The following is a 14,683-nucleotide window of genomic DNA, read 5'->3' on the forward strand; positions in this document are numbered from 1 at the left end:
ATGTCCGCCTCCCTGCCATCGAGCACGCGCGCCGATCTCCTGCTGAAGGTCACGCCGCCTCGCGTGCCTCGCCACCTGGTCGCGCGAACGAGGCTCGCGATCCGGCAAGGGCCGCTTCTGGATCGTCCCGTGGTGCTCGTGCAGGCTCCCGCCGGCTTCGGCAAGACATCGCTGCTCGCCCAGTGGAGGCGCGAATTCCTCGCGCACGGCTTCGCCGTCGCGTGGCTCTCGGCGCAGCCGCAGGACGATCCGCCGCGCTTCGCGCAAAGCCTCGCGCTCTCGGTGCGAGTCGGCGCGGGCCGTCCCACCTTCGGCCATGCGCTGCTCGCCGAGGCACCGGCCGACGCGCTCGAGGGCATCACCATGTGGCTCGCCGAAGTCGCGCAAAGCGCGCTCGACGTCGTGCTGTTCGTGGACGAGGCCGATCGCCTCCCCGCCGCTTCGCGCGAATCGCTCGCCTACCTCCTGCGCAACCTCCCCGCGAACCTGCGCGCGATCGCGGCGGCCCGGGCGGACTGCGATCTGCAGCTCGACGATCTCGTCGCCTATGGCGAATGCGCCGTCGTCGGCGCCTCCCAGCTGAGATTCACCTTGGACGACGCCCTGGCCGTCGTGCGCGGCCGCTTCGGTCAGGCGGCCGATGCAACGCAGGCCGCCCGCCTGCACGAAATGACCGAAGGCTGGCCGCTCGGGCTGCAACTGGCCCTCTCCGTGATGGGCGCGGCCGGCGCGGATGCGGGCCTGCCGGCGCTCGACTTGCATGGGGGCGCGCTGCGCGAGCAATTCGTGGGCTTCATGCTCGCCAACCTCGCGCCGGCGGACCTCGGCTTTCTCACGCGCGTCTCGCTGGTGGCGCATCTGCATCCGCGGCTCGCCGCGGTGCTCGCGGGCGAGGAGGGTGCGGCCGAGCGGCTTGCCCGCCTCGTGCGCGAAACGCCCGTCTTCGTCGCGGCTGAACAAAGCGAATGGGTGCGCATGCATTCGCTCGCGCGCGCGGCGCTCATGCCGCGCCTGCACGACCTCCCCGCGCAGGAGCGGCGCGAGCTGCATGCGCGCGCGGCCGACTGGTTCGCGCAGCAGGGCATGCTCGACGTCGCCGCGCAGCACGCGCTCGCCGCGGGGCACGACCGGCAGGCCTACGAGCTCGCCGAACGCAGCCTCTACGAATCGATGGTGAAGCGGGGCGAGCAGGGCAGCGTGCTCGAATGGCTTGCGCAGCTTCCGCGCGAGGAAGTCGATCGCCGGCCGCGCCTGCTGCTCGCCGCCGCATGGTCGCTCGCGGTGAGCGAGCGGCACCGTGAAGCGGGCGCGTACGTCGACCGGCTGCTCGCGAACCCCGAGGCGGATGACGAATTGCGGTGCGAATGCGCCCTCATCCTCGGCGGCGCCGCGAACTTCGCGGACGACCCCGACGCCTTCGCGGCGTTGCACGACCCGTGGGCGGACGCTCCCGCGCTGAAGGCGCCGCTGCTGCTGCAGATCCATGCGAATCGCAGCGCCTTCCGCGACCTGCTGGAGGGCCGGCCCGCGCTCGCGCGGCTGCGCCAGCAGCAAGGGCCGCACGCCGTCGGGTCGCTGAACCTGGACCGCTGGGGCGAGCTGATCGTGGGTCTCAGCTATCTGTGGGAGGGCCAGGTGGCGCTCGCGGACCAGCTCCTGCGGCCCACGCTCGCGGCGGCCGAAGGCGACCTGGGCCGGCGCAGCGCGTTCGCGACCATGGTGGCCTCCATCGTGAGCGCCGCCGCATGGGAAGAGGACCGGCCGCAGGAAGTCGCCGCGCTCATGGCCAACCGGCTCGACGTGCTGGAGCGCACGGGCCTGCCCGAATGCGTGCTGCTCGGCTATCGCACTCTGGCGCGCGCCGCGGCGGCCTCCGGCTCGGACCCGCGCGCGGGCGAACTGCTGGGTGCGCTCGACGCCGTCGGCATCGCGCGCAATCTGCCGCGCCTGCGCGTCGTGAGCCTGGCCGAGCAAGTCCGGCTGCACGCAAGCCGGTCACGCCGCGAGAGCTGCGCAGAATCGATGCGGCAGCTCGACGAGCTGGTCGCGCAGCACGCGCAGCGCGGCCCGCTTTGGCAGCGCGCGGTGGGTTCCGTGCGGGCCGTCGCTCACGCCTACGACGCGATCGCGGCGCAGGACTGGCGCTTGGCCGCCGAGCGGCTCACGGCCGCGGATGCCCACGCGCTCGAACTTCGCCAGGGCAGGCTGCACGTGGAGCTGCTCGGCCTGCGGGCCTACGCGCTGGACCGCTGCGGCGAACGCGCGCGGCCGCTCATGGCCGAGGCGATGGACCTTGCGCAGATGCACGGCCTGAAGCGGGTGTTCGAGGATGCGCATCCCGCGCTCGCCGCCTGGGTGCGCGAGCTCACGGGAACCGGCCCGGCCGCCGCGCCGAAGCCGGCCCCACTCACGGCCGGGCCCGCCGAAATGGCCCGCGCCATGCCGAGCACCGCCCTCACGCCGAAGGAGCGCGAAGTGCTGGCGCTCGCGGCGCGCAACCTGTCCAACAAGGAGATCGCGCTCGCGATGCAGGTGGGCGAGGAGACCATCAAGTGGCACATGAAAAATCTCTTCGCCAAGCTCGACGCGGGCCATCGCAAGCAGGTGGTGGCGCGGGCGCGCATCCTCGGGCTGCTCGCGCAGTAGCGTGGGCCGGCGGCCCCCCTCCCCGCTGGGGGGGATGCCATCGGGGCGGGGGCCTAATCTCGCGGGATTCGAGGAGACCTTCATGATTGCCGCATCTGCCGCCACAGCTTTCGCGTCGCCCGTTCGCATGTTGCGCGCCCAGCCGCTCACCTGCGCCATCGGCGCCGTCGTGCCCGACGTGAATCTCGGCGCGGCGTCGCGCGACCCCGCGCTCATCGCCGAAATCCGCGGGCTCCTCCTCGAGCACAAGGTGCTCTTCTTCCGCGACCAGGACATCACGCGGGCCGAGCACGTCGCCTTCGCGCGCCACTTCGGCGAGCTCGAAGACCATCCGGTGGCCGGCAGCGACCCCGACCACCCGGGGCTCGTGCGCATCTACAAGTCGCCCGAGACGCCGAACGACCGCTACGAGAACTCGTGGCACTGCGACGCCACGTGGCGCGAGAAGCCGCCTTTCGGCTGCGTGCTGCGCTGCGTCGAGTGTCCGCCGGTGGGCGGCGACACGATGTGGGCGAACATGGCGCTCGCCTACGCGAAGCTGCCCGAACGCGTGAAGGAGCAGATCGCCGGCTTGCGCGCGCGCCACAGCATCGAGGCGAGCTTCGGCGGCGCGATGCCGATCGACAAGCGCCTCGCGCTCAAGGCGCAGTTCCCCGATGCCGAGCATCCCGTCGTGCGCACGCATCCGGAGACCGGCGAGAAGATCCTCTTCGTGAACGCGTTCACCACGCACTTCACGAACTTCCACACCGCCGCCAACGTGCGCTACGGGCAGGACTACACCCAGGGCGCCGCCGCGTTGCTGCAGTACCTCATCAACCAGGCGATGATCCCCGAGTACCAGGTGCGCTGGCGCTGGCGGCCCAACGACGTCGCGATGTGGGACAACCGCTGCACCCAGCACTACGCCGTGATGGACTATCCGCCCTGCGATCGCAAGATGGAGCGCGCGGGCATCGTCGGCGAAGCGACGTACTGAGGCCACGCTCCGGCGCGCGGGCCCCCCCGACGGCGGGGGGACGAAGGGCGCATCGGCCGCCTAAGCTTCGAACCATCCCGCTCACCACCTCGCTTACCACCCCGCTCACCATCCAAGGAATCCATCATGCATTTCCTCGACGGCTCGATGTATCCCGAAAACCAGGACAAGCTCGTGATCACCGTGGCGCCCTACGGCCCCGAGTGGATGCCGGAAGATTTTCCGGAAGACATCCCGGTGACGATGCAAGACCAGATCCAGAAGGCGGTGGACTGCTACGACGCGGGCGCCACCGTCTTGCACCTGCACGTGCGCGAACTCGACGGCAAGGGCAGCAAGCGCCTGTCGAAGTTCAACGAGCTGATCGAGGGCATCCGCGCCCGCGTGCCGGAACTCATCATCCAGGTGGGCGGCTCCATCTCGTTCGCGCCCGAGAGCGAGGGCGAAGCGGCCAAGTGGCTGTCGGACGACACGCGCCATATGCTCGCCGAGCTGCGGCCGAAGCCGGACCAGGTGACTGTCGCCGTCAACTCCAACCAGATGAACATCGTGGAGCAGATGAGCGACGCCGACCTGCACGGCACCTCCATCGGCCAGCCCGAGCTGTACGAGGCGTACCGCGAGATGACGATTCCCGCCGGCCCCGGCTGGCTCGAAGAGCACGTGAGGCGCCTGTCCGCCAACGGCATCCAGTCGCACTTCCAGCTTGCCAACATCACGCAGCTCGAAACGATCGAGCGCATGATGCGGCGTGGCGTGTGCAACGTGCCTTTCATCCTCACCTGGGTGGCGATCGGCGGCGGCTTCGACGCGCCGAATCTCTACAACCTCGCCAACTTCGTGCGAGCCTGCCCGGACGGCGCGGTGCTCACGCTGGAGACTTCGATGCTCAACGTGCTGCCGCTCAACACGATGGCGATCGCGATGGGCCTGCACGTGCGCTGCGGCATCGAGGACAACATCTGGACGCAGGACCGCAAGCAGAAGATGACGTCCGTGCGGCAGATCGAACAGCTCGTGCGCATCAGCCGCGAGCTCGGCCGCGAAGTGGCGAACGCGCAGGAAGCGCGGCGCATCTACCGCATCGGCGAGTTCTACCGCGACGCGGACGAGACGCTCGCGAAGAACGGGTTCGCGCCGAACCGCAAGCGCGGCCAGCGCGGCTTCACGCACCACGCGCTCGCCACGGCGTGATGCCCGGTGGCGAGAGCGCAATCCGATCCCGAACGCAAACACCGACAGGAGACATCCCCATGACCCCCATGCACTCGTACCGCCGCCGCGCCGTCTGCGCCGCCATCCTTGCATGCGCCGCGACGTCGGCGTTCGCGTGGGCCGACAAGCCCGTGAAGCTCGTCGTCCCCGCGCCGCCCGGCGGCGTGATGGACGTGATGGCGCGCGTCGTCGGCGAGCAGCTCGCCAAGGACATCGGTCAGAACGTGATCGTGGAGAACAAGCCGGGCGCCGGCGGCGGCATCGGCATGTCGGCCGTGCTCAACGCGCCGGCCGACGGCAACACCCTGATGGTGACCGCGAGCAACGTGCTCACCGAGATCCCGCACGTGATGAAGACCGCTTTCGATCCGCTGAAGGACGTGAAGCCGGTGTACGCGGTCGCTCGCGTGCGCAACCTCCTCGTGTCGGGCACGGCGGTGCCGGCGCAGGATTTCAGGCAGCTCGTCGCCTACCTGAAGGCCGGCCCGGGCAAGTACAGCTACGCGTCGCACAGCCCGGGCACGGCGTCGCATTACGCCGGCCTCTTCCTGAACAACGACTACGGGCTCGATCTGCAGCACGTGCCCTTCGCCGGCGCGCCGCCGGCGCTCACGCAAGTGATGTCGGGCCAGATCACCGTGCTCTTCGACAACGTCATCACGTCGCCGCCGATGATCGCGGCGGGCAAGCTGCGGGCTTACGGCATCGGCGGCAGCACACGCAATCCGGCCCTGCCCAACGTGCCCACGTTCATCGAGCTCGGCCGCCCCGACCTCGACTACACGAACTGGTTCGGCTTCGTCGCCTCGGCCAAGGTGTCCGATGCGGACGTCGAGCGCATCGCCCGCGCCGTGCAGAAGGCGGCCGAAGTGCCCGCCGTGCGCGAGCGGCTCGTCGGCCTCGGCTTCGAGATCATGCCGCCGCAGACGCCCGCCGCCTTCGCGCAGTCCGTGCGCGCGGAGTACGCGCGCAACGCCGCGATCGTGACGAAGTTCAACGTGCAGCCGTGAACTGCGACAGCGGCACCGGCGCGGCGTTCGAAGTTGCCGCCGGCGGGCTGCATGGCTGAAGCGCGCGCACTGGCGGTCGAGCGGCTCGCGCCTGCGCGCGACACGCTGGCCGCGGACGCCTCCCGCGGGGCGATCGCGGGGGCCGTGGTGCTCGTCTGCCATCGGGACGAGGCCGTCTGGTTCGAAGCCTTCGGCCTCGAGGACCCGGGGGAACCGTCGCGGCCGATGCGCCGCTCGACGGTCTTTCGCATCGCCGCCATGTCGCGGCCTCTCGTGGCCGCGGCGGCGCTGTCCCTCGCGCAGGAGGGACAGCTGAGGCTCGCCGACCCTGTGTGCGAATACCTGCCCGAATTCGCGCACGTAGAGGTCGGGTGCGAAGAGGCCGTCAAAGAAGGCGGCAAAAAAGAAGGCCCTCGGCTCGTGCGGCATGCGCCCCGGCGTGCGATGACGGTGCTGGACCTGTTGCGCCACACCTCGGGCCTCACCTACGGCATGTTCGGCGATTCGGCCGTGCAGCGCCTCTACCGCGAGGCGGGCGTGATGGAGCCCGGGCAGAGCAACGCGGAGATGGCGCGCAAGCTCGCCCTCTTGCCGCTGCAATGCCATCCGGGCGAGCAATTCGAGTACGGCATGTCCACCGACTTGCTCGGGCGCGTGCTGGAAGTCGTGTCGGGCCACGCCCTCGGCCGCGTGATCGCCGAGCGCATCACCGGGCCGCTCGGCATGCGCGACACCGGCTTTCGCCTGCGCGAAGGCGCTCGCCTCGCGCGGCCGCGCACGGGCCCCGGTGCGCCGACAGCGGTGCTGTTCGACTTCGACCCCGCCTGCCCGCCGGCGTGGCAATCCGGCGGTGCGGGGTTGCTTTCGACGGCGGCCGACTATGCGCGCTTTTGCAGAATGCTGCTGGCAGGCGGCACGCTCGACGGCGCGCGAGTCCTCGACGCCAGGTCGGTGGACTGGATGCTGGCCGATCAGCTGCCGCGCGGCATCGGGTTCGGCACATCGACCGAAGGCCTCGGCATCAATGCGCCGCTGCCGCGCCTCGGGCAGGGCCACGGGCTCGGCGTCGGCGTGCGCACGCACGCGGGCCTCGCGCCGGTGCCCGGCTCGATCGGCGACTTCTTCTGGGGTGGCGCGCTCGGCACCTACTTCTGGGCCGATCCAGGCGAGCGGCTGGTGGCCGTGCTGATGCTTCAGGAAAACGACGTCGCGGTGCGCGGGCGCTACCGCGCCTTGCTGCGCCACGCCGTGTACGGCGCCCTCGCGTGACACGAAACGGAGAAAGACGCTTCATGAAAGACCTCACCAACCGCCGCTGGGTGCTGCGCCGCCGCCCCGCCGGAGAACTGCGCGACGACGACCTCGAGCTTGTCGAGGCTCCCGTGCCCGAGCCGCGCGAGGGCGAGGTACTCGTGCGAAACGTGTACCTGATGGTGGCGCCCACCAACCGGGTCTGGATGAGCGACATCGACCAGTACATGGCACCGGTGGCGCTGGGCGAGCCGATGCGCGGCATGACGATGGGCGTGGTCGTCGAATCCGGGCGCGGCGACATTCGCCCCGGTGACGTGGTCGAAGGCCCGATGGCGTGGGAGGAGTACTCGATCGCGCGGCACGTGCGCCCCGTGCCGCTGCACCACGGCCTGCCGCTGGCCGCGCTCGCGAGCGTGCTCGGCAGCTCGGGGCTGACCGCCTACTTCGGCCTCACCGACGTGGGCCGCCCGAAGGCGGGCGAGACCCTCGTCGTGTCCGCGGCGGCGGGCGGCGTCGGCTCGATCGCGGCGCAGATCGGCAGGATTCTCGGCGCCCGTGTCGTCGGCGTCGCGGGCGGCGAGCGCAAGTGCCGCTTCGTTCAGGAGGAATTCGGCCTGGCCGCGTGCGTCGACTACAAGCGCGGCGCGGTGCTCGAGGACCTGCGCGCGGCTTGCCCGGACGGAGTGGACGTGGACTTCGAGAACGTCGGCGGAGAGGTGATGGATGCCGTTCTCGCCCACATGAACGCGGGTGCGCGCATCGCGATGTGCGGGATGATCGCGAGCTACAACGCCACCGGAGACTGGTGGAGCCCGAAGCTCTTTCGCAACGTCATCATGAAGCGCGCGCTGATCCAGGGCTTCCTGATCTCGGACTACATCCCGCGGTTCGCGGAAGGCACCGCGCAGCTCGCCGAATGGGTGCGCGACGGCAGCCTCAAGTACCACGTGGACATCGTGGACGGCATCGAGCGTGCGCCGGAGGGGTTCGCGCGCCTTTTTTCCGGCGCGAATTTCGGCAAGCAGCTCGTGCGCGTCTCGCCGGAGCCGCTCGCGTGACGACGCCGTTCGACTTCGCGGGCACCACGGCCGTCGTGACGGGCGCGGCATCGGGCATCGGGCGCGCCATCGCGTGCGCGCTCGCGCATCGCGGCGTGAACCTTGGCCTCGTGGACGTCGACGCGCGGGGGCTCGCCGAAACGCAGGACCGGATCCTTGCGACCGGCAGGCGCGTGGCCGCGCGCACGGCCGACGTGTCGGACGACGCGGCGGTCCGCGCCGCCGCGAGCGCGTTCGACCGCGAGCTCGGGGCGATCCACCTTCTCTTCAACAACGCGGGCGTGGACGCGAGCGGCGCGCTCGAATCGCTTTCGCATGCCGACTGGCAGCGCGCCTTCGGCGTCAACGTGTTCGGCGTGGTGAACGGCCTCAGCCATTTCCTGCCGCTCATGCATCGGCACGGACAGCGCGCCCACGTGGTCAACACGGCGTCGGGCGCGGGCTTCTGGGTGAGCGGCGACGTGCGCATGGGCGCGTATGCGGCCACGAAGTACGCCGTCGTCGCGATCAGCGAGGCGCTGGAGCAGGAGCTCGCGGGGTCCCGCGTCGGCGTGTCCGTGCTGTGCCCCGGGCCGGTGGCGACGCACATCGCCGAGCGCTCGCCGCGCGCCGAGCGGGCATTGCGCGAAAGCATCGCGGCCGGCGCGGCGCCGCAGCTTGCCGCCGAAATCGCACTCGGGGGCGTGCAGCGCGGCGACTTCTACATCTTCACGCCCACGCGCATGCGCGCGCGCGTGCAGGCGCGCCACGAGCGAATCCTCGAAGCGCTCGACCGCGTGCCGCAAGCGGCGCCGTGAGCGTCCAGTCGCGCCCGCGGTGAGCGGGCCGGCCGTCAGAAGATGTGCCGAATGCCGATGTCCTGGGCGTTCACGCTGCTGTTGGGCGAAGTCGCGACGCCGCCCACCTGGTAGCCGGCGCCCGGGCCGTTCACGTAGTTCGAGTTCTTCACGCGCGTCACGGTGGCGATGATCGCCGTGCGCTTCGACAGGTTGTAGACGTAGCCGAGCGCCACCTGGCTCACCTTGCCTTCGGCCGCGATGTCGGACGTGCGCGTGACGCGGCCCCACTGGAATCGCACCTGGCCCGGGCCGGCCGGCACCCAGGCGCCCAGCACGTAGCCCTTCTTGCGGCCGTTCGCGCCGGCGGCGCCTTGCTTGTCCTCGCTGTACTCGAACATCGGCTTCACGACGCCGAAGTCGTAGGAGGCGCCGAAGCTCGTGGTGCGCAGGTCGCCGACCGCCGCGAGCGTCGTCTTGCCCATGGCGAAGTCGGCGTTGGCGGGACCCTTGGCGTAACTCAGGCGCAGCCCCGTGTACGAGCCGTCCTTGGGCGCCGTGCTTTGCGCTTCGCTCGGCGCATAGGCGAGCGTGGCGGCGAAGCCGCCGAACTTCGGCGTGACGTAGCTGATCAGGTTGGATGCGCGCAGATGGTTCACGCTGCCCACGGCCGTGTAGAACACGCCCGTGCCGCTGATGAGGCTGAAGCCCACGCCGTTGGACGTGAACGGATCGTACGTGGCATCGACCAGGAAGGTCGGCGTGTAGTTGCGGCCGAGCGAGAGTTCGCCGAAGCCGCCCGCGAGTCCGACGGTCGCGATGCGGTTGAACTGGAAGCCGCCGCTCGCCCCGCCCGTGGTGTTGGTCGTGGAGGCCCAGCCCGGCAGCGGGGTGGTCACGCCGCTGCCGCTGTCCACGAGCACGTCCCCTTCGAGCGTGAAGCTCGCCGAGAGGCCGCCGCCGAGATCTTCGCTGCCCCTGAAGCCGAGGCGCGACGACGCGTTGCGATTGGAGTTCATCGCGGTCACGCTGCTCACGCTGCCCGAAGCGTGCGTGAGCCCGACGTCGACCACGCCGTAAAGCGTGACGCTGGAAGATTGCGCGAAGGCCGGTGCCGAGGCCAGGGCGGCGCAGACGGCGGTGAGTCTGAGTTTCATGAGGTCTCCGTGGAGGATTTCGATGTGCGCGGGATGCGAACGCTTGCGCACTCGCGGTCTGCAATCTAGGCGCCCGAGTCTTCCGCGGCCCCACTCGCGTGGAGGGGGGAGGGCAAGGTGAAGGAGCGTGAAGGAGCGGCGCGGCGGTCGCTCCCACCCGACGGGAGGGGGGAATTCGCGCGTGGCCCGGCCTACGCTTGGGGCATGACGAAACCCGCCGTCCTCATCGTCCCCGGCCTGCGCGACCACGCGGCGCAGCATTGGCAGACGCTGCTGGCCGCCGAACTGCCCCGCGTGCGCTGCGTGCCCCCCATGGGTCGCGAGCGGCTCGATTGCGCGGCTCGCGTCGAGGCCATCGAGCGCGAGGCGCAGGCGATCGAAGGCCCGCTGGTCGTCGTCGCGCACAGCGCCGGCACGATCATGGTGGCGCACTGGGCGCGGCGCACCACGCGGCGCGTGCTTGGCGCGCTGCTTGCCACGCCGCCGGATTTCGAGCGGCCGATGCCCGAGGGCTACCCGACGCTCGACGCGCTGCGCGAAGGCGGCTGGCTGCCCGTGCCGCGCGGGCCGCTGCCGTTCGCGAGCATCGTCGCGGCAAGCCGCAACGACCCGCTTGCCGAGTACGGCCGCGTCGCGCGACTCGCGAACGACTGGGGCAGCTCGCTGGTCGACCTGGGCGAGGTGGGCCACCTCAATCCGGCATCCGGCTTCGGCTCATGGCAGCGCGCGCACGAATTCATCGACCGCATCGCGGCCACGCGGCAGGCGGCGTCCGATGCCTTGCCAACCCAGCCGCTTCCCAACTGAGGAGAACGCATCATGGCCCGTGCCATCCGATTCCATCAGACCGGCGGCCCCGAAGTGCTGCAGCTCGAAAGCGTCGAGCCCGGCGAGCCCGGACCGGGCGAGGCGCGCGTGCGCCACACACGCATCGCCGTCAACTTCATCGACATCTATTTCCGCACCGGGCGCTATCCGCTCGCGCTGCCGAGCGGGCTCGGCTCCGACGCGGTGGGCGTGGTCGAAGCGGTGGGGCCGGGCGTCGACTGCGTGCGTGCCGGCGACCGCGTGGGCTACCTGCTCGGCCCGCAAGGCGCGTACGCCGACGTCCGCGTCATGCCTGCCGACGTGCTGATCCCGCTGCCGGGCGGCATCGACGATCGCACCGCCTCCACGCTGATGATGAAGGGGCTCACGGCGCAGTACCTCTTTCGCCAGGTGCATCCGCTGAATGGCGGCGAGACGATCCTCTACCACGCCGCCGCGGGAGGCGTCGGCCTGATCGCCTGCCAGTGGGCGCGCGCGATCGGCGTCACGATGATCGGCACGGCCAGCACCGAAGAGAAGGCCGCCGTGGCGCGAGCCAACGGCTGCGCCCACACGATCGTGACGGGCGGCATGACCCCCGAGGACATGGCGCGCGAGATTCCGCGGCGCGTGCGCGAGCTGACCGGCGGCCGGGGCGTGCCGGTGGTGTACGACTCGGTTGGCAAGGACACGCTCGCGGCCTCGCTCGACAGCCTGCAGGTGCGCGGCACGCTCGTGAGCAACGGCACGACCTCGGGCCCCGTGACGCTCGACACCACGCTGCTCGCGGTGAAGGGATCGATCTGGGTCACGCGGCCCGCGATGATCCACTACGCCACCCCGCGTGCGCACATGCTCGCGATGGCCGACGAGCTCTTCGGCCACGTGCTGGCCGGACGCATCGCGAGCGAGCCCAGGCAGGAATTCGCGCTGGCCGACGCGGCCGAGGCGCACCGCGCGCTCGAGTCGCGCGGCACGACCGGCGCGACGGTGCTCGTGCCCTGAGGCGCACGGGCGAGGGCTGTGGTCCTCGGTCCTGCATGCGCATGCGCATGCGCTGCCGGCATCATTCGCACTGTCCGCGCGCGAGGTGGCGATGCTGCGCGTCTTGCAGGAGCGCTACGGCGTGACGGTTGCTCAGCCGAGCCAGCGCACGGCACCGTACACGAGCGCGGCGGCGGCTGCCGCGGCGAGCCCCACCATCACGTAGGCCCCGCGCACGATGTTGCGGATTTCCGCCTTGATCTGCGCGCGGTCGTTGACATTGGGAAACGGGCTCTGCGGCTCCGCGACGCCGAGGAAGCGGCAAAGCGGCCCCCAGCCTTCATCCACCGAGAACACGAGCAGCCGCTCGGGCGGCACCGCCGCCTTCACCTCGGCCACGTGTTCGTCGTGCCGGGCGATCGCCCGCGCGCGATCGTTCATCGTGCCGTGCAGCGTGCGCTGCCAGATGAGCTTGCGGCTCATCTCGCCGAACTTCGCGCCGAACGGCGTGAGCGCCTCCAGCACCTTGAACTGCCACATCGATTCGGTGAAGTAGATCGTGTCGATCGTGCTGTCGTACCACGCGGCCGCGCCGCGCGGATGCGTGGTGAGAATCACCTTCGCATCCGGATAGGCCGCCAGCAATTCGCGCCACACGCAGCACGCCGGATTGTCGACCGCGGCGGCGTAGTGCTCGAAGACCTGTTCCCAATCGTGCTGCTCGCCGCCCGTGCCGCGGGCAACGCGCAGCCAGAAGTCGAGGTGCGTCCGGTTGCGCGGGTTCTTGAGCACCTCGATCATGTGGTAGCAAGGCAGTCCGAGCTGATTGAGCGCGGTGTAGAGCGACATCGTGCCCGTGCGGCCGAACCCGGCGCCGATGACTTTCAGGGCCATGGGGAAAGCCTCCTCACGCAAAAGGCGCATCATGCCCTTTTCTTCGGCGGCAGGAGACAGGCATGAAAAGATTCGCGGCGCAGACGCTGCGCGAACGGTGCGCGGCCGTGCTTCGGGGCGCGGGCAGCAGCGAAGAGGAAGCGGCTTCGGTGGCGCGCAACCTGGTGTTCGCCAACCTGAGCGGCCACGACTCGCACGGCGTGGGCATGGTCCCGCGCTATGTCGACGCGGTGCTCGAAGGCGGGCTGCAGCCGAACGCGCGGGCCGCGGTCGTGCTCGATGTGCACTCCCTCATGACGCTGGACGGACAGCGGGGCTACGGCCAGGTCGTGGGTGAAGACGCGATGCGGCTTGCGATCGCGCGTGCGCGCGAGACGGGCAGCTGCATCTGCGCACTCGCCAACGCGCATCACCTCGGCCGCATCGGCCACTTCGCGGAAATGGCCGTGGCCGAGGGGCTCGTGTCGCTTCATTTCGTGAACGTGCTGTCGCGTCCCATCGTCGCGCCCTGGGGCGGCGCCGACGCGCGCTATGGCACCAATCCGTGCTGCATCGGCATTCCGCTGCGGGGGCGCGAGCCGTTCGTGCTCGACTTCGCGACGAGCCGCGTGGCGCAGGGGAAGATGCGGGTCGCCTACAACGAAGGCCGGCGCGTGCAGGAGGGGCTCCTGATCGACGAGCAAGGCCGGCCCACCACCGACCCCGGGGTGGCGGTCGTGCCGCAAGCCGGCGGCCTCTTCGGTGCGCTGCTGCCCTTTGGAGAACACAAGGGCTACGGCCTCGCCGTCGCGTGCGAATTGCTGGGAGGCGCGTTGACCGGCGGCGGCACGCTGCACCGCCCGGCCGATGGCCGCAGCTCGGTCGTGAACGGGATGCTCACGGTCGTGATCGATCCTGAGCGGCTCGGCACCGGGTCGGCGTTCGAGCAGGAAGCGCTCGCCTTCGTCGACTGGCTGAGGCAAAGTCCTCACGCGCCGGACAGCGACAAGGTGCGGATCGCGGGCGAGCCCGAGCGCACAGCTCGCGCGCAGCGCGAGCGCGAGGGCATCGAGGTGGACGAGACCACCTGGTCCCAGATCGTGGCGGCCGGCGGCAAGGTCGGGGTGGGAGTGACCCATCCGTGAAATCCGCTGGCAACCAAGGCGATGGCCGTCAATTGCTGTAGATTTGCACCATCTACAAAACGGGGAATTGGATATGCATCCCAGCTTGAATGTCGATGAAGCCGCGGTTGCCCGATTTTGCCGAAAGCATCACATTCGGCGCCTGGCGCTCTTCGGGTCTCAGCTGAAGGGAACGTCGAGGCCCGACAGCGACATCGACCTGCTGGCGGAGTTCGAACCAGAGCACATTCCTGGCCTGATCGGTGTGGCGGCGATGGAAATCGAGTTGTCCGATCTACTTGGCGGCCGCAAGATCGACTTGCGAACGCCCGAAGATCTTTCTCGGCATTTCAGGGACGAAGTCGTGCGCACGGCATTGGTTCAATATGCGCAGTGAAGACCGCATTCGACTCGAACACATGATCGGCGCCGCGCACGATGCGATTGGCTTTCTGACTGGACGCAGGCGCGAGGACTTGGATGCGGACCGAATGCTGCTGTTCGCTGTCGTTCGCGCAATCGAAATTTTCGGCGAGGCTGCGAGCAGGATTTCGGAGGATACACGCGTTGCCGGAAGCGCGATTCCCTGGAAAGCCATCATCGGAATGCGCAACCGCCTTATCCACGCCTACTTCGACATCAACGCCCAACTCGTCTGGGAGTCAGTCACCGTTGAGATTCCGGCGATCCTGCCCCTGCTGCAGCAACTCGCCGCACCGCCTGGAGCCGATTCGACCTTTCGCAATGGGACGGGCGATTCCTGAAGGGCGAACCGCTCGCTGAAGCGCATGGCCGATCGA

General features: G+C 69.9%; 14 protein-coding genes. 12 read left to right on the forward strand and 2 right to left on the reverse strand.

Going from position 1 to position 14,683, the window contains the following annotated elements; genetic code table 11:
• From VHA82_RS19000 to VHA82_RS19030, 7 genes are all read left to right on the forward strand, one after another.
• On the forward strand, positions 1-2,646 hold the full coding sequence (locus tag VHA82_RS19000; RefSeq protein WP_325546688.1) for a LuxR C-terminal-related transcriptional regulator: 2,646 nt from the start codon (positions 1-3) through the stop codon (positions 2,644-2,646).
• Between the two features lie 130 nt (positions 2,647-2,776).
• On the forward strand, positions 2,777-3,625 hold the full coding sequence (locus tag VHA82_RS19005; protein WP_325546915.1) for a TauD/TfdA dioxygenase family protein: 849 nt from the start codon (positions 2,777-2,779) through the stop codon (positions 3,623-3,625).
• Between the two features lie 126 nt (positions 3,626-3,751).
• The gene (locus VHA82_RS19010) at positions 3,752-4,819 is read left to right on the forward strand and encodes a 3-keto-5-aminohexanoate cleavage protein (protein WP_325546690.1); all 1,068 of its coding nucleotides are present in this window, start codon (positions 3,752-3,754) and stop codon (positions 4,817-4,819) included.
• A 59-nt stretch (positions 4,820-4,878) separates the two neighbouring features.
• The gene (locus VHA82_RS19015) at positions 4,879-5,850 is read left to right on the forward strand and encodes a tripartite tricarboxylate transporter substrate binding protein (RefSeq protein ID WP_325546692.1); all 972 of its coding nucleotides are present in this window, start codon (positions 4,879-4,881) and stop codon (positions 5,848-5,850) included.
• A gap of 51 nt (positions 5,851-5,901) precedes the next feature.
• On the forward strand, positions 5,902-7,119 hold the full coding sequence (locus tag VHA82_RS19020; protein ID WP_325546694.1) for a serine hydrolase domain-containing protein: 1,218 nt from the start codon (positions 5,902-5,904) through the stop codon (positions 7,117-7,119).
• Between the two features lie 23 nt (positions 7,120-7,142).
• Positions 7,143-8,162 carry an NADP-dependent oxidoreductase gene (locus VHA82_RS19025; RefSeq protein WP_325546696.1) on the forward strand — a complete coding sequence of 340 codons (1,020 nt, stop codon included), beginning with the start codon at positions 7,143-7,145 and terminating at the stop codon, positions 8,160-8,162.
• Positions 8,159-8,959 carry an SDR family NAD(P)-dependent oxidoreductase gene (locus tag VHA82_RS19030; protein WP_325546698.1) on the forward strand — a complete coding sequence of 267 codons (801 nt, stop codon included), beginning with the start codon at positions 8,159-8,161 and terminating at the stop codon, positions 8,957-8,959. Before VHA82_RS19025 ends, VHA82_RS19030 begins: the two co-directional genes overlap by 4 nt.
• A gap of 35 nt (positions 8,960-8,994) precedes the next feature.
• Here the strand turns inward: VHA82_RS19030 and VHA82_RS19035 are convergent, their stop codons facing one another.
• A complete protein-coding gene (locus VHA82_RS19035; protein ID WP_325546700.1) occupies positions 8,995-10,095 on the reverse strand; it encodes a porin in 1,101 nt (366 codons plus the stop codon).
• Positions 10,096-10,299: 204 nt separating this feature from the next.
• On the opposite strand from VHA82_RS19035, the gene VHA82_RS19040 reads away from it, so the two are divergent.
• A complete protein-coding gene (locus VHA82_RS19040; RefSeq protein WP_325546702.1) occupies positions 10,300-10,902 on the forward strand; it encodes an RBBP9/YdeN family alpha/beta hydrolase in 603 nt (200 codons plus the stop codon).
• A 12-nt stretch (positions 10,903-10,914) separates the two neighbouring features.
• Positions 10,915-11,907 carry a quinone oxidoreductase gene (locus VHA82_RS19045; RefSeq protein WP_325546704.1) on the forward strand — a complete coding sequence of 331 codons (993 nt, stop codon included), beginning with the start codon at positions 10,915-10,917 and terminating at the stop codon, positions 11,905-11,907.
• Between the two features lie 132 nt (positions 11,908-12,039).
• Here the strand turns inward: VHA82_RS19045 and VHA82_RS19050 are convergent, their stop codons facing one another.
• Positions 12,040-12,780 (reverse strand): sulfotransferase family protein, encoded by a 741-nt coding sequence (locus tag VHA82_RS19050; RefSeq protein ID WP_325546706.1) that lies wholly within the window; start codon positions 12,778-12,780, stop codon positions 12,040-12,042.
• A gap of 62 nt (positions 12,781-12,842) precedes the next feature.
• Between VHA82_RS19050 and VHA82_RS19055 the strand changes: the two genes are divergently transcribed.
• The 3 genes from VHA82_RS19055 to VHA82_RS19065 all read left to right on the forward strand — a co-directional run bounded on the left by VHA82_RS19055 (position 12,843) and on the right by VHA82_RS19065 (position 14,647).
• On the forward strand, positions 12,843-13,904 hold the full coding sequence (locus VHA82_RS19055; RefSeq protein ID WP_325546708.1) for a malate/lactate/ureidoglycolate dehydrogenase: 1,062 nt from the start codon (positions 12,843-12,845) through the stop codon (positions 13,902-13,904).
• Positions 13,905-13,989: 85 nt separating this feature from the next.
• Positions 13,990-14,280 (forward strand): nucleotidyltransferase family protein, encoded by a 291-nt coding sequence (locus VHA82_RS19060; protein ID WP_325546710.1) that lies wholly within the window; start codon positions 13,990-13,992, stop codon positions 14,278-14,280.
• A gap of 22 nt (positions 14,281-14,302) precedes the next feature.
• Positions 14,303-14,647, forward strand: coding sequence for a DUF86 domain-containing protein (locus tag VHA82_RS19065; RefSeq protein WP_325546713.1), 345 nt, complete (start codon positions 14,303-14,305; stop codon positions 14,645-14,647).
• The last annotated feature ends 36 nt before the right edge of the window (positions 14,648-14,683 follow it).

It is taken from the genome of Ramlibacter sp. (genome assembly GCF_035548915.1).
GTDB lineage: Bacteria > Pseudomonadota > Gammaproteobacteria > Burkholderiales > Burkholderiaceae_C > Ramlibacter.

Coding starts and splice junctions, on each gene's coding strand:
- VHA82_RS19035 (WP_325546700.1), bottom strand. CDS start 10,095: ATGAAACTCAGACTCACCGCCGTCTGCGCCGCCCTGGCCTCGGCACCG.
- VHA82_RS19020 (WP_325546694.1), top strand. CDS start 5,902: ATGGCTGAAGCGCGCGCACTGGCGGTCGAGCGGCTCGCGCCTGCGCGC.
- VHA82_RS19045 (WP_325546704.1), top strand. CDS start 10,915: ATGGCCCGTGCCATCCGATTCCATCAGACCGGCGGCCCCGAAGTGCTG.
- VHA82_RS19040 (WP_325546702.1), top strand. CDS start 10,300: ATGACGAAACCCGCCGTCCTCATCGTCCCCGGCCTGCGCGACCACGCG.
- VHA82_RS19015 (WP_325546692.1), top strand. CDS start 4,879: ATGACCCCCATGCACTCGTACCGCCGCCGCGCCGTCTGCGCCGCCATC.
- VHA82_RS19055 (WP_325546708.1), top strand. CDS start 12,843: ATGAAAAGATTCGCGGCGCAGACGCTGCGCGAACGGTGCGCGGCCGTG.
- VHA82_RS19025 (WP_325546696.1), top strand. CDS start 7,143: ATGAAAGACCTCACCAACCGCCGCTGGGTGCTGCGCCGCCGCCCCGCC.
- VHA82_RS19065 (WP_325546713.1), top strand. CDS start 14,303: ATGATCGGCGCCGCGCACGATGCGATTGGCTTTCTGACTGGACGCAGG.
- VHA82_RS19050 (WP_325546706.1), bottom strand. CDS start 12,780: ATGGCCCTGAAAGTCATCGGCGCCGGGTTCGGCCGCACGGGCACGATG.
- VHA82_RS19000 (WP_325546688.1), top strand. CDS start 1: ATGTCCGCCTCCCTGCCATCGAGCACGCGCGCCGATCTCCTGCTGAAG.
- VHA82_RS19010 (WP_325546690.1), top strand. CDS start 3,752: ATGCATTTCCTCGACGGCTCGATGTATCCCGAAAACCAGGACAAGCTC.